Raw genomic sequence first — 17415 nt, 5'->3', positions numbered from 1 at the left:
CTGTTTTCGCTGCTTTGGCGCTGCTGCTAGGCAGTGTTTGGGTCGCGAAGCGGGTAGATGACACTTCTTCGGAAACTCAACCCAGAGACCAGCAGGTACAGAGGGATTCGAACGAGCGATTGCAAGGGGGCGAGTCGAGTAGGAAGTCGAAATCGGGGGAATTGAGTGCGAAGTCGGTCCCCCAGCTAACGGATCTCGCCGAGATTCAGAGTTCTTGGGCTGATCGATACCCACAGGCGAAGTTGATTGATTCGAGATTGGTTTCGACTGCGAGAGGCTACCCCCGCTTGCAGTATCTATTGAAGCGTGACAGCGGGCGAATCCGTTGGGTTGTTTGGGAGGAAAAAATCCAGGTAGATGAGAATGGACGGTACACCAGCGTCGGTTCGATTGCCCATATGGGGAATGTTTTCCTAATCGATGCCGATCCAGATTTGGTGGGCGCCGAGGAGCTTGAATCATTTGTTGCAGACAATGCGCTTTTTCGGGAGCGGGAATCAGTCGTTGCGGATTACCTTTGCCTCGGCTTCAAAGAACCAGAGTTGGGGAAAATTGAAATGCTGATCGCCGCATTCCAGAAACGTTTCCCCGGGGCGATCGCTGAATTTGATACTTTAAGCTTTCCGAGCACTACTCCGAGTGATTGGGATCCGTCCCGAATGTGGGGTTTGGACCAAATCGATGCGGAAGAGGCTTGGCAGTTCGAAACGGGTGATCCTGACAATGAAGTTGTCGTCGCTGTCATTGATACGGGGATGCAGCTAACTCACCCAGATCTTGTTGAGAACCTTTTCGTGGACCCAAGTGGTTCGTCGGCTGTATGGGATTTTGTCGATAGCGACGAGAATCCTGAGGACGAAGATGGGCATGGAACCCACGTTGCTGGAATCGCAGGGGCGGTAGGCAACAACGGCAGCGGAGCAGTGGGGGTCAATTGGGGCGTGCAGATACTTCCATTGAAAGTCGGTGAACGCGATGGTTTGCGGAATTCTGCCATTAACGATGCTCTCGCTTACGTTGGCCTCCTGAAAGAGAGCGGTATCAACATTGTGGCGACAAACAACTCCTATGGATCGGGTGGTTCCAATTTATTGACTCGGCGAGAAATTGAGAACCACGAGAGGTTGGGAATACTGTTCGTAGCAGCCTCTGGAAACGACGGGAAGAATTTGGACGCATCTCCTGAATCGTTGGAATTCCCTGCCGGATATGATTTGGAAAATATCATATCGGTGGGAAGCTCGAACCAAGAGGATGCGCTGAATGCTAGCTCGAACTATGGCGAGGTGAGCGTAGATATTTCAGCTCCAGGAAGCGATATCTATTCAACGTATCCAACGAATTCGTACAATTTCCTTTCGGGCACCTCTATGGCGTCACCTATGGTCGCCGGGGCTGTGGCTTTGTTGGCGCAGGCGAATCCCGGTATGACAGCGGAGCAATTGAAAACGCGGATCCTAGAAACGGGCGATCCTCTCTCCGCGCTGGGTAGGGGCACGCTCACGGGAAAGCGTCTCAACCTGTTGGCTGCGTTGAAGCCTGAACTGAGCGGCCACTTCTTAGAGGTAGCTAATGTCAAAGATGCAATAGTGCTCGTTGAGTCAGCAGGGCCGGAAGTCACTTTCGAGTTGGCAGCTTTGGATGGAGCCGTCCTTGGAGCCGAGGTGTTGTCGGGTATAAGTGTTGGCGAGGTCAGAGACCTCGGTCAGGGCATTTTTCGCTTTCGGACCAAGGAGAGTGGGCAGGCGACGATCAGATTTTCGGCAAGTTTGAGTGGTACCACTCGTACCGTTGATAAAACGGTTGTCGTGGGTCGCTCGGCTGCCGTGAAGTCAGGACTCAAGCATCATTTCGCCTTCGAGGGAAGCGGTAGTCTCGAGACTGATTTGGCTGGCAGCAGCAATGGTTCGATAGCTGGAGCGACTCGATCGCAGGCTGAGTACGGAGGAAGTCTTCTGCTCGACAATGCGAATGAGCGGATGACATTTGAAGCAGCGTTTAGCGACGTGGTGACAATAGCAGCGCTGGTCCGCTCAAACGATATGAGCGTGAGCCCGCATCCGCGTATCGTGAACTTGCCATACTATTACCTCTACTTTTCCTCGGGAAACGGTTCGGCGTTTCCGGATGGTAACCGCCAAACGTTGAAGTTTTTTTCCAACTACGAAAGCTTTGGTGTTTGGAATACGCCGCCGCGATCAGTCCAGGATAGCGAATGGTATTTTGTGGTTGGTACGTACGATAGTACTAATATTTCGAATACGCCTAATCTATATATTAACGGCCAGCGTCAGGAAGTGCTCTTACAGCAGTCACCCATCGGTTCGATCGTAAGATCTCAAGGCTCGTCTTATGTTGGGAATAACGATCTCGGCGACCGTGCGTTTGATGGCCTCATAGCTGATATTCGGATTTACGATCGCGCTTTGAATCACGATGAAGTGATACAATTAGGGGCATCTTTGATGCAGAGTCGATGGGATGGGGCGTATATTGATCTACCTGAATCGGCGGCTCGTGAGGAGCGCGTTTCGCTGAATATCCTTGGGTTGGATTATGACGACAGTCTGAACGTGGATTGGTACTTTGAGGGAGATGGGCAGGTGGCCGTATCGAATAGCAGTGGCACTAGCTCGGTCGCGATCTTCAGATCAGAGGGCCCCCACACGATATGGGCTCAAGTCTCAGACGGGGTTGCTACGCGCATCGTTGAGAGAAAGGTCAACGTCTTGGACGGACGCTTGTCGGCGGGACATTATTTGGGAACGTCCTCGAATGGTGGGCAGGCTTGGCTGGAAGTTGAGGACACTCTTGAGTCCGGCTATGTTACAGTATTTGATCTTGAGACTGGGTTCTACCGTATCCGTGAATTAGTTACGCTTGAAAGTGCCGGGACTTTTCAGTCAGGTGAAACCTCGGCAGGGGCCATTAGAGGAGTGGCATTAAGGAAGCTGCTCTTGGAAGTTCCAGGCTATGGGCTTGAGTTCGTGGGGGAATTGCAAGTCGCTCCCAGCTCGGAATCTTCCTATTCCGGGTCCTACGAGGGCGGCGGGGTTGGCGTACCAGGAGATTCTGTTTATCTGAAGGTATTGCCCGATGGTAGGGCTTTCCTGTGGCGTGAAGGTCCTTTTGCAGACTTGGCCATCGGTTCACATGGCCTGGATGGCCGAATCGTGATTACCTCATTTACTGGGAAGAGTGTGGATGTTTCGATTGATCCGGAATCGGGGTTAGCAAATGGACGCTGGGGGGAGCAGCAGGTCTTTTTGAAAAGCGATAGAGCATCGAGCGATTCGCGACTGAAAGCAGGAGCGGCAGGAGGGTACCCAAGCAGTAGTGGGGCGAATGGACTGTTTGCGGAGTTTATCGGAATCGGCGAGGCGCCGAGCTTGACGCTGAGTGAAGGAAGGTTTTCCGAGGACGGGAGGCCTCCATCAGACAACGGACCTGTTGTGCTTTTAGGAGCTGGTGGGGGATCGCTGCAGATAGAACGCAGCAAGAGCGACGATGGTATCGCAGATGCGGTCGCTGCAGCAGTGTTTGCGGGAACCCTCGACTTGGATTCTAAGGTTGTTCGAGGGATTCGCGCTCAGTCCCCGGTGACTGCTGATAGTAGTGGCTTGCTCGCTTTTTCGATCGAAGGTGACGAACCCTTGGAGGTTCTCGTTCGTGGACTGGGCCCTTCATTTTCAGATTCGGGAGCTGAAGATCCGAAAATCGTGATCTATCATCTTGTCGAAGGAGTCGCTGTCGATCTTGAGCCTAACGACAATTGGCGCGATGATGCGTTGTTCACCAGTGCAAACGAGAGTGGCCAAGGAGCGTTTCGAAGATTGGCGAGTGGGTTTGATGCCTTGCAACTATCGCCGCTCTCCGACGATGCTAAAGACGCCGCCCAGCGTGTTTGGCTGGAGGCAGGAGATTATCTGGTTCTGATTCAGCTGGCAAACGGTGCGGGCGGAAGCGGACTGATCGAGGTTTTAGCACTGTAGAAAGCGCTAGCGCGGCGATGTTGCATTCTTTGAGCTTAGCCGTATGGGTTTCGCTGCATGTTCGTAGACGAAACCAGAATCATTGCCCAAGCGGGCGACGGCGGGAATGGCTGTATCAGCTTTCGCCGGGAAAAGTACGAGGCCTTCGGCGGCCCGAACGGAGGGGACGGCGGCAAGGGTGGCGACGTGATTCTCGAGGGGACCAACAACGAGAACAACTTGATCAAGTATCGCTTCCAGCAGCATTGGAACGCGGAAAAAGGGCAGCATGGTATGGGCTCCGACCGGATCGGCAAGTGTGGTAAGGACTCTATCTTGCTGGTACCGTTGGGCACTATCGTCATGGACAATCAGACTGACCAAGTCTTGGCGGAGATTTTGGAAGTCGGCCAGCGCGTGCGTCTGCTCAAGGGAGGCAATGGGGGCTGGGGCAATACCAAGTTCAAGAGTTCGGTCAACCGCGCTCCCCGTCGGTCGAACCCCGGAGATCCAGGGGAAAAGGGCGAATTCAAGCTCGTTCTCAAGAGCATCGCGGACGTCGGACTGGTGGGTTACCCGAATGCGGGCAAGTCGACCTTGACGAACATGATCACAAACGCGCGCCCGAAAATGGCGCCGTACCCATTCACGACCCTGCATCCTGGTATCGGAGTGATCGAGTATCCCGATCGTTACGAGCGACTGCAAATGGCTGATATTCCGGGTATTATCGAAGGAGCTAGCGAGAATAGAGGTTTAGGCCATAGGTTTTTGCGCCACATCGAGCGTTGTTTCGTACTGACCTTTATCATCGACATGTCCGGTATCGACGAACGGTCCCCATGGGACGACTACTCCCAGCTAGTGGCTGAGTTAGGGGCTTACGACAAGAGCTTGTTGGATAAGCCGCGTATCGTATTGGCCAACAAGATGGACGAGGAATCCTCTGAAAAGAACCTTAAGGAATTTCGTAAGCGCCACGACGTGGTGGTACAGCCGATCTCCTGTTTAACGGAGGAAGGCATTCCAGAATACAAGGAAGTTCTCTGGGAAAAGGTGGCAGAAGCTAAAGCTAGTGAGAAAGAAGCCGAGATAGTGGAAAGCGAATCCGCGAACGACGACTCGGAATCACACTAGTATCAGTTTCTCCCACCCACACAATGGCCAGTCTTAAGCCTCTCATAATGCGTGCAAACCGCCTGCTCGGAGCGAGCTTGGTGGAGCGTGGCCTCGTAAGCATCGAGGCCCTCGACGCCGCGAATGAGCGCTTTCTCGAGCTTCTTTCGAACGCTACGGGAGAGATGCGCTTGAGCTTGCTGTCGATTCTGATTAACGAGAAGCAGAGCGTGCATGAAAGCAAGCTCATGGAGCATCTTGTTGAAGAAGAAGGGCTTGGCATTATTGACGTTCGGAACATGGAGGTGCCTGAAGAGCTTACCGCCGCTACCGACCGTTCTGAATGCTGGGCCACTTGGTCTGTACCATTCGATTTGGTTGAGGACACCCGCTACATCGCGACTGCCTACTACATGAGTCCAGCCGTTCGCACTTTTTGGGAGCAAAAGATTACGGGCAACATTGTCTGGTTTGCAGCTCCTTTGGAGACGATTTCGGACTATCTGGAAACTCAAGAGGCAGAGGAGGCCAAGGCCGCGATGATTGCGAGCTAGTCCTAAATGGCGTTGGGTCGACTACAGGCAGGGATTGTAGACCATTTGCACGAGCTCAAGTATCTCGATGCAGACCAGTCCAGCGTGCTCAAAGCTCGTGAAGAGGAGCTTAACGGTAGCGCTTTCGATGACCTTCTCCTGGTTGACTACCGGATATCGCCGCACCAACTGAACGTTGCCAAGGCTAAGACCTACGGAGTCACCCCGATCAATGTTAAGAACGTAGCGATCAACAAGGGGACTTGGGAGCTGCTCGACCAAGATTTTTGCGAGAAGAATCAAGTAGTTCCTGTCAGCGCCTACGGACGGTTCATTGCAGTCGCCCTAGCTAACCCTTTTGAGTTGACCGTCACTTCTCGGATCTCCGAGCTGAGTAAGAAGACGGTAGTCGCTTTGCTCGCTCCAGAGAGCGACATCAAGGAAGTCCTTAAGCAGGACCAGAAACGCGAAGAAACCCATTTCGAAGATGTCGTCGAAGCCGTCGGCATGGAGTTCGACGATGGTGAGATAGAAGAAGATGAAGAAGGGCTCGATAGTGAGGAATCCGCTCCAATCATCCAGCTTGCCAACCGAATCATAGAAGACGCCTACTTCGCTGGAACTTCGGACATTCACATTGAACCTCGGGAGAAGGAGCTTGTCGTTCGCTACCGCATCGACGGGGTTTGCCAAGAGAAGCTGAAGCTGCCGCCAAAGGTATCTGGTTCGTTGGTAGCTCGCTTGAAGATCATGTCGAATCTCGACATCGCGGAACGTCGCTTGCCGCAGGATGGGCGTATCGTCTTCAAGCAATTTACGAAAAAGAATGTCGATATCGACCTTCGTGTCTCAACTGCTCCGCTTAATCACGGCGAAGGCGTTGTCATGCGTATCCTGGACAAGCAGAAGTCGACCTTGCCGATGCCAGCCCTTGGTTTCTCGGAGGAGAACCTGACTCGCTACCGAGAAGTGATCAAGCAGCCTTATGGCATGATCTTGCACTGTGGACCGACCGGCTCCGGTAAGTCCATGACGTTGTATTCGGCACTCAACGAAATCAACGATCCCAGTTTTGTAATCCGCACAGCGGAAGATCCGATCGAGTACACGCTCAACGGCATCAACCAGATGCAGATGAACCGCCAGATCGGACTCACCTTTGCGAGTGCGTTGCGAGCCTTCTTGCGTCAAGATCCTGATATCATCCTCGTGGGTGAAATTCGTGACCAAGAAACAGCGAATATAGCGGTCGAAGCGGCCCTGACCGGTCACTTGTTGATAAGCACGCTTCACACGAATGATGCTCCAAGCACGGTAGCTCGTCTCACCGACATGGGTATTGAGCCGTTCATGATCTCCTCTTCGTTGCTCTGCGTTTGTGCTCAACGGTTGATGAGACGCGTGTGTAAGACCTGCCGTATCCAATACGAGCCAGAAGGTCGCGAGCGTGAAGTTCTTGAAGCCGGCGTAGGTTGGAGCGGACCCATTTTTAAGCATAACCCCAAGGGTTGTCCCCGCTGTTCGAATACTGGGTACAAAGGCCGAGTCGGTATTCACGAACTCATGACAAGCAGCGAACAGCTTATCGAAGATATTAACAAAGGCCGGGAAACGGCAGACCTGAAACGCACTGCGGTAAAGTCTGGCATGAAAACGCTTCATCAAGACAGCCTGCTGAAAGTGAAGGACGGGATTTCAACGCTTGCAGAGGCACTGGCCACGGTACCTGTGGACATGTTCTAGGGCCTTGCCAGCTGAATGAAATAGACTCTAGTTTCGCTCCATGAAGTTTTCCCCCGCCGTCGCCCTCTTTGCAGTACTGCTATTGTCAGCCTGTGGGGGCGGTCCCGAACCGGAATACTTGCAAGGCGAAGAAGATGCCGCGTCAGTCGTGTCCGCTTTCTTGACCGCCTTGCAGCAAGGAGACGAGGAGAGAGCGAAGGCTTTAACGCATCACAAGCCAGACTATATCATCCGCGATTTCGAACGCTGTCGGGAGTACTTTTTCGAGCGCCGTCCTACGGGTAAGAATGTGATCAAAGTAGGTTACGAGCACTACGCTCGTGAGTGGCAGATCTATGTGGATATGCAGATTAACTACGGATCCCAGATGAAGCAGCTACACTTCGTGCTCGGTCCCGGAGAGGTGCCGAAGGTACGGGGCGTGATACCCATCATACCTGATCTCCGTGACCAGAATTGATTGTTCGTCAACAGCTAGGCGAAGTCTAATTCTTGATCGCTTTTGCTGCGGCTAGTAGGAGGTCTCCCGGAATGCGGTCCTTGTAGTTAGGGTTGACATACGAAAACGCGATCTGGTTATCAGGCGTTACGATGAACACCGCGGGAGCAGGGAGGCGATCCTTGTTCAAGCCGCCTGAGTTCTTTCCTAGGTCAATTCCGAAACCCTTGTACTTGAGCAGAGTCGCCTTATTGAGCGTGAAATCGATACCGAAACCTTCTATCGCAGAAACTCCACTATCTGAATACAAAGTGTATGGTAGTTCGCCGTCTTTTTCGATGCTCGCGAGCAATTCCGGTGAGTCAGGACTAATTCCCACTATTTGATATCCGAGCTCTAGGAATTGCGACTCCACCTCAGCGAGTTCTTGCATGTGAGTATTGCAATACGGGCACCATCCGCCGCGGTAAAAAACGAGGATACTGTGTTTTCCTTTCAATAGTGCAGGCAGGAATTGCTTGGTCCCAGTTTCATCGACCACGTCTACCTTCGGTGTCTTTTGACCGATGAGCAGAGGAGTGACCTCCTCCGCGGAGCGAGATAGGGCGAATTGAGCTGCGAATACGCAAAAGATCAGGGCGGCTAATTTTTTCATATCAGTTTTCTTTCGGAAGATAGAACGAACTAAGCCCCAATTTATTCCAAATTAACTCGGTCTGCCGCTCGACCGTACCTGTCGATTAGGATCGTAAGCAATCGAGACGCTGGGCTATCTCCATGAACTTGTAGATCAAGTTAGCCACTAGGAAATTGGGAGCGTGCTGACCCGGTTGAGGGGCAAGTTCCACGAAATCTGCACCGAGAAGTTTCCTTCCTTTCAGAGCCCTTTCGAGGCCATCTACAGCTTGGTACCAGTTGAGTCCGCCGGGGACTGGGGTTCCAGTGGATGGCATTATGGATGGGTCGAGACCGTCCACGTCGAAGGTTATGAACACATGCTCCGGGAAGTCATCTGGCAGGAGCTTCTCTGGATATCCTTTCCAATAGAGATCCGCTGCGTCTAGGTAGGTAACGTTTCGCTCGACTCTGCGATCTGACTCTTCTTTGCACAATGCGCGGACCCCGATTTGGTGAAGTGGTATACCTAGGTCTGTGCAGCGTTCCATCACGCTTGCATGGCTGTAAAGATTCCCCTGGTACGCGTAACGGAGGTCGGCATGGGCGTCGAATTGGATGATGCCGAAAGGGATGTCCAGCTCCCTGCAGGCCTGCACGGGGCCGAGGGTCATGGAGTGCTCACCGCCGAGTAGAATGGGACATTTGTCGATGTTGAGTGCAGCTCTGGTCGCTACCTTAATGTTCTCGATTACCGTAGAGGCAGGACCTTTGCAATTGACTGGGGAAGCGGTGAATATGCCAGCGTCCCCGGGGAAAGATCCATCAAGCCAATGCTCAAGCTGCACCGAGGAGTGGAGGATCGCGTTAGGGCCGTTCGCTGTTCCACCACCGTAGGAAACGCTAGTCTCCCAAGGAACGGGTATGATGTGAAATGCTGCGTCGTGCTGATTGGACGGCGCAATGTCGTCCGAATGGAAAGCAGGTGGATTCTCGTATCTGTCGGTGGCCATGTGGGTGCAAATGAAACGTTAAGAGAGACGATCGCGATAATCTGTGTATCCGAATTTTCTGACGATAATTAGCTCCTGTTTAGTCGGGTCCCAGGTAGCAATCGCGGGATGCTTGATTCCGTTGAACGTACTCGTTTTGACCATCGTATAATGGGCCATGTCGAGGAAGTAAAGCTTGTCGCCAGGGGTCAGCTCTGTGCCGAAAGAATAATGTCCAATCATGTCACCGGCGAGACAAGAGAGTCCACCGAGGCTATAGGTGTGAGATTTAGCTCCAGCTTCTGCGGCTCCGACAATTTCTGGTCGGTAGGGCATTTCCAGCACGTCTGGCATGTGACACGTTGCGGAGAGGTCGAGAACTGCAATGGGAGGGGCTTCTTCAATTATGTCGAGTACGGTTGCGACGAGGACTCCGGTATTGATCGCCATCGCTTCACCCGGCTCCAGGTAGACTTCAAGGTGCGGGTAGCGGGCTTTGAAGGCTCTCAGAATTTTGACTAGGCGATCGCGATCGTACGTGGGGGAGGTGATGTGGTGGCCGCCTCCGAAATTGACCCATTTCATCTGCGGGAGCAAGTCACCGAATTTTTCCTCGAAGTGCACAAGTGTACGTTCGAGTGTATCCGAATTTTGTTCACACATCGTATGGAAATGCAGACCTTCAACTCTCGACAGGTCTTGTCCCTTAAGAGCTGAACGTCGAATCCCAAGGCGTGACCCAGCGACGCAAGGATTGTATATATCCGTTTCGACTTCGCTGTATTCAGGATTTACGCGCAGCCCGCAGGAAATCTCGCGAGAGGCTGAGGCTAAGGCCGTTTGGTGCTTTTGGAATTGGGATATGGAGTTGAAGGAAATGTGGTGAGCGAATTGAAGGACTTCTTGCATATCCTCCTCTGTGAAGGCGGGAGCGAAGCAATGCACCTCCTTGCCGAACTCCTCAGCCCCAAGCTGTGCTTCCCAGGGGCCACTGGCGCAAACGCCAGCAACGTAGTCGCGCATGAGCGGGAAGACGCTATGCATGGCGAATCCCTTGAGTGCGGCGAGTATTTTAGCTCCGCTTTGCTCTTGGACAGACCTAATGATCTCCATGTTGGAGCGTAGGCGAGCGAGATCGATCACGTAGGCTGGCGAGGGTGTTTCCGGCGGCAGCTCCGGGTCGTAGTGGATGATGTGATCCATGAATTGAGTTGGTCTACGAATCTCTTGAATGGGCACGAACAGGACTAGGAATTGAATCGTTATCAGCTTGGCCCGGGATTCGCATGAAATCGCGATATTCGCAGGCGGGGAGTTAGACCAGGACCTCGGGTTTAGCGTCGAGCCATTGTTCGGTCCAAGGGAGGCCTTGGACATTGAGCTGTTCCATGAAGGGGTCGGGGTCGAATTGCTCGACGTTGAAGACTCCTTTTCCTCTCCATTGGTTGGTGAGCATCATTTTGGCCCCGATCATCGCAGGAACTCCGGTCGTGTAGCTAATTGCTTGGGAATTGACTTCCGCAAAACAGGCTTCGTGGTCGCAGATATTGTAAAGATAGTAGTGCTTGCGCTCACCATTTTTATGGCCGTCGGCCACGACGCCGATGCAGGTGCGACCTTTTGTCGATTCGCCTAGGGAGCCGGGATCGGGAAGGACTGCTTTGAGGAACTGTAGTGGAATGATTTCTTGGCCATTGTAGATAACTGGGTCGATGCGAGTCATGCCTACGTTTTCCAAAACTTTCAGGTGCGTGAGGTACTGCTGGCCAAAGGTCATCCAGAAACGCATTCGTTTAATTTCTGGGAAATTCTTTGCAAGCGATTCCATTTCCTCGTGGTACATGAGATACATGTCCTTGGGTCCGATGCCGTCAGGGAAATCGAATACACGTTTCTCCGAGAGTGGAGGCGTTTCTTTCCATTCGCCGTTTTCGAAGAAGCGACCGTTGGCGGTGACTTCGCGAATGTTGATCTCGGGATTGAAGTTCGTAGCGAAGGCTTTGCCGTGATCGCCAGCGTTACAGTCTATAATATCGAGTGTATCGATGGTGTCGAAGTGGTGCTTCTCAGCGTATGCCGTGAAGATGTTGGTTACCCCAGGATCGAAACCGGAGCCGAGCAGGGCCATTATTCCAGCATCTTTGAAACGTTCGTGATAGGCCCATTGCCAGCTGTACTCGAACTTTGCCTCGTCACGCGGCTCGTAGTTGGCAGTATCCAGGTAGTCGGTACCCGTTTCTAGGCATGCATCCATGATCACCAGATCTTGGTAAGGTAGTGCTACGTTGAGCACTAGGTCAGGTTTGAAATCCTTGATGAGGGCGACTGTCTCGGCGGTATTGTCGGCATCGACTTGCGCGATATGTATTTCGCTGTCTATTTGCTCTGCTATCTTTTCGCAGCTGCTTTTGCGGCGACTGGCGAGGCAGATTTCACCGAATACGTCGCGATTCATGGCGCATTTGTGAGTGACTACACTTCCGACGCCGCCGGCGCCGATGATTAGGACTTTTTTGCTCATAGTGGAGAGAATGTTTGGTATAGGAAATGCACCGGTGCTTTGCGGGCAAAGTCGGGCTGTTTCTCAGGGAATGAGGCTTCAGGAGCAAGCGCTTTGTGTCATGCAGAGCTCTATCACTTGTCAACTCTCCTCACACGAGGACTTGAAGGGATCACTCTAGCCGCGAGCAATACCTTGGAGGAACTTTTAGCGTTCGAAGGTCGATGGACTCTATTTACGTTGGGACTCGTAAAATGTTATTATCCATGAGTCTCGCAGGCAATTGAAACGCCGACACCATTCATACCAATTCAAGAAGCACTATGGATTATCCCCCAATCAGCAAATTAGTGAGCGCAACGTTCGATGGGTTGAACCAGTTGAATCCAGCCAATCTCCCGAAGGTTTCTCGTGAAGCGCCCAAGGCGATCGCGAACGATCCGGGCATCGGCAGCGAGACTCAGCGTTTAGGGCTCAACTCAGCAGCCACTAGCGGTACGAACCAGGTGGGGACGATCATTGATACCTTGGCGTAGCCTCGTGAAGTCTTTTATCCAATGAGCGAGTCGCCAGCTCTTATTGCTGGCGGCTCAATATCTACAGGCTGGAAGTTGCCCGGCCGGAACGACCCTTGGAAGGGGCTATTCCAGCCCAAGTTTTTGCAGCTTTGGGGTGATGACAGCTCGGCAGTAAGGGTAGGTCTTGTTCAACTCGTAGAACTCTTGGTGGTAGTCCTCTGCCTCATAGAAGGGGCCGGCAGCGGTTATTTCGGTCACGATTGGGCGAGAGAAGTTTTCCGAAGCCTCCTTCCTAGACGTTTCAGCTATTTCCCGTTGTTCTTCGGTTTCGTAGAAAATGGCAGAGCGGTACTGCGTTCCGACGTCAGCTCCCTGGCGGTTGAGTGTCGTGGGATCATGGGCCTCCCAGAAAAAGTCCACTAGGGTTTTAAAGCTGGTTACGGATGGATCGAATTTCACTTGTATGACCTCTGCGTGACCAGTCTTTCCAGTCGTGACGGCCTTATAGGTCGGATTTTCAACGTGGCCCCCCATGTAGCCGCTGACGGCAGATTCGACGCCGTCCAGTCTCTGAAAGACGGCTTCAACACACCAGAAGCAGCCAGCTCCGAAAGTGATCGTTTCGAGTTCCTTGAATTCTGTCGGGTCGTTTGCCATAAGATGGGTCGCTAGAAATTGAAGTCCGACGGCGAGAGCTATTCGTTTTCTCATAATAATTTTAGTTCAGGTCTTAAGGGCTAGAGCGTCTCGTCGCGTTCCTTATTCCGATAAAACGAATCCCGGGCGATTTTCATTGCCACAAATTCGCATGCCGCAAGTCTCAGCGATTCCCCGGTATTAGCAACTAGAGTATCTAGAATTTAACTACATGAACTTGCAGCGAATCGCCCTCGATCAGATCGACATCTACTCCGGCACGCAGACGCGTGTCGCCACTAACGACGAAGCCGTGTCCGGCTACGCAGAGGACATGAAACAGGGTGCCCAGTTCCCTCCAATCGTGCTCTTTTACGATGGATCTAAGTACTACTTGGCGGACGGTTTTCACCGCTTTCTCGCGGCTAAGCGTATCGAGGAGCGAGACATCGAGGCCCAAGTGCACGAAGGGTCCCGCACTGACGCTCTCGTCGCAGCCTTGGGGGCCAACGCGACCAACGGTCTCTATCGGACCAACGCGGATAAACGTCACGCGGTCGAGATTGCCCTCGAGGAATGGACCGGCCATTCGAATGCCTATTTAGCCGACATATGCAAAGTTTCGATTGAGCTGGTAAGGCGGGTTCGTAAGGCAATGGGCTTGGACCATCCCGACAAGGTCATCGGTAAGGATGGTAAGACCTACCCAGCCGGGATTGAGAAGACTGCCCGACATGGGGGCGAAGAGCGCGAGAAGAATGACGGCAGTGCAGCAGAGGGCGCCGGAGAAGGCGGCGGCGGCGGTGCGCCTTCCAAGAAAAACGCGAACTACTCCGATACCTCCGGAGGAACACGGAACGAAATCGAAGAAGAGGCCCGCAGCATGATCCGCAATGGCGAGATGGATCCTCGCGAGCTTGATACGCTTCCGACCGCGATTCCGAACGACTATGCGGTCGCTGCCATCGGCATTTTGGATCGCATGAAAAAGGAGGATCCTAAATACCCCGCAGCCATCGAACGCCTCGAAAAATGGGTGATGCAGCGGAAGGCTGAATTGCTCGTTGGCACCGGCTCCTGATTTTAACGCAAGTTTTTCGCATTAGTTGATGCAATGGGCTTGCGTTAGAATCGATTTCGTTGGATTGGGTTAGTCTATGGAAGCGGCTATGCAGACAGTGGAGACAAGGAAATGGGACGTGGCGGGCATCGGATTGTCTGTGCTTTGCGCGATCCATTGTCTCTCCGTACCTTTCTTGATGGGTGTGTTGCCTCTGGTCGGGCTGGATTTCGTAGCCGATCACGGATTTGAGTGGGTCATGATGAGCCTCATTTTCGCAGTAGCGGGCTTGAGCTATTTTAACGGTTACCGACGTCATGGGCGGAAAGCTATCTTCACCTTTCTCGCGGTTGGAATGATCATATTCGCGGGAATTCGGCCCGTTTTGGAGGAAGGTTTGCATCCGGTCGCAACGATCCTCGGCGGATGCGTCTTTGTACTAGGGCACTGGAAAAATTGGCACTGGCACAAACCAAGTTGCCGGAAGCCGTGCTGCTCTCACGACTAGCATCCCGTGCTCGCCGCTGTTACCGCTGGGGCGATTTTCGATCTTGCTGAAAAGCGATAGTATCGCTTCTTGTTGGGTATCGCTTAAGGGTTGCTCACATGAATTCAGTACCGCTGGACTTTTCTATCGAAACGGAGCGTTTAAAGCTTCGTATGTCTCAAGCAGAAGAGACGGAGTTCGTCTGGGATGCTACGCGCCATGCGGGTTTCAATGACGGGATGATGTGGAATAAGCCCGAGTCCAAGGAGGAGCTGGTTGAGTTCGTGGGCAACGTGGCCGAGCGTTGGCAAAAAGGGGAGGGTTATCTGTTCACCTTTCAAGACAAAGTCTCAGGAAACCCGTTGGGAAGGATCGTCATTGATCAGAGGTGCGGCAGTTGGAACACGGGCTTTTGGACCCATCCTAAGTATCAGGGAGCTGGATACGCTAGTGAAGCGTTAGCGAGTGTGCTCAAGTTCGCTTTCGAAGTTCTCCAAGTGAAGGTCGTGAACGCTTGCCACGCCGACTGGAATATTGCGAGTCGCACTGTCCTAGAGCGAAACGGATTTCGCTTCAAGTTGCACATTGAAGAAGGATTTGAAAAGGATGGTGAGTGGATTGCCCAAGACAGCTTAGCAGTGTCTCGCAACCAGTGGCTTGCTGTCGCTGGAAACGACTTCTAGCCCTACCGTCTCTTTAAGATACGGTCTATTATTTCCCGGATCTCACGGGCGATATCTGGAGAGAGGTTTTCCTCGGGAATACCCGCTTCGTCAGCGTACTGCTTGGCCGTGGCGATCGCGGCGAAAAGCTCTTCGTCTGAAATATCGGAGCGGAATTGTAGGTCGCGGTATTCTTCGTCTGTCCCGCGATTCAGAATGAAGGGGTCCATTATTTCTTCGATTGCTGTCTCAGATATGCGTTCTTCGAATACACCGTAGATAAAGCGGCGGATCGTGAGCATAGCTGACCTTCTTTGCTCTGGAGATATAGAGCTGCGATCAAGCGGATCACCTTCAGTTTGGTAGTAGCGGATGACGCTCATGGCTGGGCTTTGTTCGAGCCCTTCGATGATTTCGATCAACTCCTTTATGGAAATTTCTCCTCGCTGGAATTGTTCGGTGAGTCGGTCGATTTCCGATTTGAGAGCGGCTTGCTGGGTCTCGGACAACCCGGAGCGTTCGATTTCAGACACGACCTGTTCTCTGATTTCGTCGGTAATCACCTTTTTGCCGGAAGTGAATAGCCAGTAGAGCCCGCCACCAAGCAAAAGCGCGAAAAGCGCTAGGATGCCGACGCACCCGATAAGGATGGGACGGCTGAAGATGCTTTTCTTGGGTTCGGCGGCGGAATGGGATCTCAGAGGCGAAGACATAGGTTAAGGATCAAGATGAGACTTTCTTGTTCCAGGGACCGGTGATCGCAAGGGTTTGTCCCGGGAGTCTTTGAACGTTTACGAACAGGGTGCTGCCGTCCGGAGAGAAACAGGCTCCAGCGAGTTCGCTCGCAATCGCAACATGGCCTATGTGGTAAAGCTGTCCCTCGGGGGTTATGCCAACGATGGCGCTGGATTCGTTGTCGTCTTCCACTATTACCACGTCTCCCCAAGGCGCCACGGTGAGGTTGTCGCAAGCCTGCATGAGTTGGCTGTCGTGAGACTCGACGAAGAGCTCCAGTTGACCTGGTGTCTTTGACTCGCCTTCTGAGCCTTCCAACGGGCTGGGCGTGTATCGGAAGATTTGGCCGAACTTTTGCGGGCCGCCGTTGGTGCATGCAAAGTAGATGGAACCGTTCCCGTAATGCATCCCTTCACCACGGGCAAATCGAGCAGCTCCAGTTACGAAACCGCGGTAGCGCAAGTCGTCTTCTGGTGCCTCCACATCCTCCATGTCGATCCAAGTTGTGGATACAGGAGTGTTGGCAGGGAATTCTGGCTGGTTTTCCTCAGGCCAATTGCGGGTGTCACGTGAGCTTTCTCCGACGATGGCCAGCGCTTGCAGTTTACCTCCGTTGACGAGCCGACCTCGTTCGTTGGGAATGTAGCGGTAGATGAGACCATCCCAGCGATCCTCGGTGAGGTATACGATACCAGATTTCGGGTCGACCGCCACTGCTTCGTGGTTGAAGCGCCCCATGCCTTTTATCGGCACTGGAAGGGCGAGTCCCATTTGGTCGCTTGCCGGCACTTCGAAACAATAACCATGATCCTTTTCGAAGTCCCCCCCTGTGCGAATGTTTGTTTCCTCGCAGGTGATCCAACTGCCCCAAGGCGTAGGACCGCCCGAGCAATTCCGCATACTGCCTAGTAGGCTGAGGGAGTGTTGCTCGAGTGACTGTGTTTTGGTGTTGAAAATAAGAGTTGAGGTGCCGCCACTGCAGTTACCGGTGTCGCTCGCTGCATCGTAGTGTTTATCGTGGTACTGTTTGATCAGTTCAGGATCCCCTTTGAAGGGGCCATTCTCTGGATTTCCGGGGCCCATCTCGTGATTTCGGACCAGAATGACGCGGTCGGAGTCGAGAGGGAAGGCTGCCATGCCGTCATGCGCTCCTGGGACGAATAGCCCGTCGTCCATGAGCTCACCTGTTTTGGAAAAGCTAGAGTAGGTGAATCCTTTTGGCAGTCTCATCAAATTGTTGGGATCTTCCAGTAAGGGACCGTATCCCACGCTGGTCGGCTTTGTGCAACCGGTCATGTAGGCTTGGAGTCCTACGAATCCAACTGCGAGAGCAGTGTCTTTGATGAATTCTCTACGTGATCTTTGAGATGGCATGGGGGGTGTCTATGCTGCGACTAGCGGGGAGTCG

The 17415-nt window shown here is 52.9% G+C and carries 16 protein-coding genes; 9 read left to right on the top strand and 7 right to left on the bottom strand.

Annotated features, from left to right (window positions below):
• The first annotated feature begins 287 nt into the window (after positions 1-287).
• The 5 genes from QEH53_RS03025 to QEH53_RS03005 are packed head-to-tail and all read left to right on the top strand — an operon-like array spanning position 288 to position 7823.
• Positions 288-3992 (top strand): S8 family serine peptidase, encoded by a 3705-nt coding sequence (locus QEH53_RS03025; RefSeq protein ID WP_309021647.1) that lies wholly within the window; start codon positions 288-290, stop codon positions 3990-3992.
• 57 nt (positions 3993-4049) lie between these two features.
• Entirely contained in the window at positions 4050-5108 is a 1059-nt protein-coding gene (gene obgE / locus QEH53_RS03020; protein ID WP_309021646.1) for a GTPase ObgE, read from the top strand.
• A 23-nt stretch (positions 5109-5131) separates the two neighbouring features.
• Complete coding sequence (locus tag QEH53_RS03015; RefSeq protein ID WP_309021645.1) at positions 5132-5641, top strand: hypothetical protein; 510 nt, start codon at positions 5132-5134, stop codon at positions 5639-5641.
• A 6-nt stretch (positions 5642-5647) separates the two neighbouring features.
• Positions 5648-7363 carry a GspE/PulE family protein gene (locus tag QEH53_RS03010; protein WP_309021644.1) on the top strand — a complete coding sequence of 572 codons (1716 nt, stop codon included), beginning with the start codon at positions 5648-5650 and terminating at the stop codon, positions 7361-7363.
• A gap of 40 nt (positions 7364-7403) precedes the next feature.
• The gene (locus tag QEH53_RS03005) at positions 7404-7823 is read left to right on the top strand and encodes a hypothetical protein (protein ID WP_309021643.1); all 420 of its coding nucleotides are present in this window, start codon (positions 7404-7406) and stop codon (positions 7821-7823) included.
• A gap of 25 nt (positions 7824-7848) precedes the next feature.
• Here the strand turns inward: QEH53_RS03005 and QEH53_RS03000 are convergent, their stop codons facing one another.
• The 4 genes from QEH53_RS03000 to QEH53_RS02985 all read right to left on the bottom strand — a co-directional run bounded on the left by QEH53_RS03000 (position 7849) and on the right by QEH53_RS02985 (position 11930).
• Positions 7849-8457 carry a peroxiredoxin-like family protein gene (locus QEH53_RS03000; protein WP_309021642.1) on the bottom strand — a complete coding sequence of 203 codons (609 nt, stop codon included), beginning with the start codon at positions 8455-8457 and terminating at the stop codon, positions 7849-7851.
• 85 nt (positions 8458-8542) lie between these two features.
• A complete protein-coding gene (gene speB / locus QEH53_RS02995; protein WP_309021641.1) occupies positions 8543-9430 on the bottom strand; it encodes an agmatinase in 888 nt (295 codons plus the stop codon).
• 18 nt (positions 9431-9448) lie between these two features.
• A complete protein-coding gene (gene nspC / locus QEH53_RS02990) occupies positions 9449-10612 on the bottom strand; it encodes a carboxynorspermidine decarboxylase (RefSeq protein ID WP_309021640.1) in 1164 nt (387 codons plus the stop codon).
• 112 nt (positions 10613-10724) lie between these two features.
• Positions 10725-11930, bottom strand: a complete 1206-nt coding sequence (locus tag QEH53_RS02985) for a saccharopine dehydrogenase family protein (RefSeq protein WP_309021639.1) — start codon at positions 11928-11930, stop codon at positions 10725-10727.
• Between the two features lie 302 nt (positions 11931-12232).
• On the opposite strand from QEH53_RS02985, the gene QEH53_RS02980 reads away from it, so the two are divergent.
• Positions 12233-12445 carry a hypothetical protein gene (locus QEH53_RS02980; RefSeq protein WP_309021638.1) on the top strand — a complete coding sequence of 71 codons (213 nt, stop codon included), beginning with the start codon at positions 12233-12235 and terminating at the stop codon, positions 12443-12445.
• 105 nt (positions 12446-12550) lie between these two features.
• On the opposite strand, the gene msrA is transcribed toward QEH53_RS02980, so the two are convergent.
• Positions 12551-13138 (bottom strand): peptide-methionine (S)-S-oxide reductase MsrA, encoded by a 588-nt coding sequence (gene msrA, locus QEH53_RS02975; RefSeq protein WP_309021637.1) that lies wholly within the window; start codon positions 13136-13138, stop codon positions 12551-12553.
• A gap of 157 nt (positions 13139-13295) precedes the next feature.
• On the opposite strand from msrA, the gene QEH53_RS02970 reads away from it, so the two are divergent.
• The 3 genes from QEH53_RS02970 (at position 13296) to QEH53_RS02960 (ending at position 15293) form a co-directional block, all read left to right on the top strand.
• Positions 13296-14144, top strand: a complete 849-nt coding sequence (locus QEH53_RS02970) for a ParB/RepB/Spo0J family partition protein (RefSeq protein ID WP_309021636.1) — start codon at positions 13296-13298, stop codon at positions 14142-14144.
• 88 nt (positions 14145-14232) lie between these two features.
• Positions 14233-14631, top strand: coding sequence for a MerC domain-containing protein (locus tag QEH53_RS02965; protein WP_309021635.1), 399 nt, complete (start codon positions 14233-14235; stop codon positions 14629-14631).
• A 98-nt stretch (positions 14632-14729) separates the two neighbouring features.
• Positions 14730-15293: a GNAT family N-acetyltransferase gene (locus tag QEH53_RS02960; RefSeq protein ID WP_309021634.1), complete on the top strand. Its 564-nt coding sequence runs from the start codon at positions 14730-14732 to the stop codon at positions 15291-15293.
• A 2-nt stretch (positions 15294-15295) separates the two neighbouring features.
• Here QEH53_RS02960 and QEH53_RS02955 read toward each other — a convergent pair whose 3' ends face one another.
• On the bottom strand, positions 15296-15985 hold the full coding sequence (locus tag QEH53_RS02955) for a hypothetical protein (RefSeq protein ID WP_309021633.1): 690 nt from the start codon (positions 15983-15985) through the stop codon (positions 15296-15298).
• A 10-nt stretch (positions 15986-15995) separates the two neighbouring features.
• On the bottom strand, positions 15996-17381 hold the full coding sequence (locus tag QEH53_RS02950; RefSeq protein ID WP_309021632.1) for an alkaline phosphatase PhoX: 1386 nt from the start codon (positions 17379-17381) through the stop codon (positions 15996-15998).
• Between the last annotated feature and the right edge of the window lie 34 nt (positions 17382-17415).

This window comes from Pelagicoccus sp. SDUM812002, from assembly GCF_031127835.1.
Taxonomy (GTDB): Bacteria; Verrucomicrobiota; Verrucomicrobiia; order Opitutales; family Opitutaceae; genus Pelagicoccus.
Note: the sequence above shows the minus strand (reverse complement) of the source record. Positions and strands in the feature narration are given on the sequence as shown.

Excerpts from the sequence above, each read along its gene's own strand:
- obgE (WP_309021646.1), top strand. The coding sequence starts at position 4,050 with ATGTTCGTAGACGAAACCAGAATCATTGCCCAAGCGGGCGACGGCGGG.
- QEH53_RS03015 (WP_309021645.1), top strand. The coding sequence starts at position 5,132 with ATGGCCAGTCTTAAGCCTCTCATAATGCGTGCAAACCGCCTGCTCGGA.
- QEH53_RS03010 (WP_309021644.1), top strand. The coding sequence starts at position 5,648 with ATGGCGTTGGGTCGACTACAGGCAGGGATTGTAGACCATTTGCACGAG.
- QEH53_RS03005 (WP_309021643.1), top strand. The coding sequence starts at position 7,404 with ATGAAGTTTTCCCCCGCCGTCGCCCTCTTTGCAGTACTGCTATTGTCA.
- QEH53_RS03000 (WP_309021642.1), bottom strand. The coding sequence starts at position 8,457 with ATGAAAAAATTAGCCGCCCTGATCTTTTGCGTATTCGCAGCTCAATTC.
- speB (WP_309021641.1), bottom strand. The coding sequence starts at position 9,430 with ATGGCCACCGACAGATACGAGAATCCACCTGCTTTCCATTCGGACGAC.
- nspC (WP_309021640.1), bottom strand. The coding sequence starts at position 10,612 with ATGGATCACATCATCCACTACGACCCGGAGCTGCCGCCGGAAACACCC.
- QEH53_RS02985 (WP_309021639.1), bottom strand. The coding sequence starts at position 11,930 with ATGAGCAAAAAAGTCCTAATCATCGGCGCCGGCGGCGTCGGAAGTGTA.
- QEH53_RS02980 (WP_309021638.1), top strand. The coding sequence starts at position 12,233 with ATGGATTATCCCCCAATCAGCAAATTAGTGAGCGCAACGTTCGATGGG.
- msrA (WP_309021637.1), bottom strand. The coding sequence starts at position 13,138 with ATGAGAAAACGAATAGCTCTCGCCGTCGGACTTCAATTTCTAGCGACC.
- QEH53_RS02970 (WP_309021636.1), top strand. The coding sequence starts at position 13,296 with ATGAACTTGCAGCGAATCGCCCTCGATCAGATCGACATCTACTCCGGC.
- QEH53_RS02965 (WP_309021635.1), top strand. The coding sequence starts at position 14,233 with ATGCAGACAGTGGAGACAAGGAAATGGGACGTGGCGGGCATCGGATTG.
- QEH53_RS02960 (WP_309021634.1), top strand. The coding sequence starts at position 14,730 with ATGAATTCAGTACCGCTGGACTTTTCTATCGAAACGGAGCGTTTAAAG.
- QEH53_RS02955 (WP_309021633.1), bottom strand. The coding sequence starts at position 15,985 with ATGTCTTCGCCTCTGAGATCCCATTCCGCCGCCGAACCCAAGAAAAGC.
- QEH53_RS02950 (WP_309021632.1), bottom strand. The coding sequence starts at position 17,381 with ATGCCATCTCAAAGATCACGTAGAGAATTCATCAAAGACACTGCTCTC.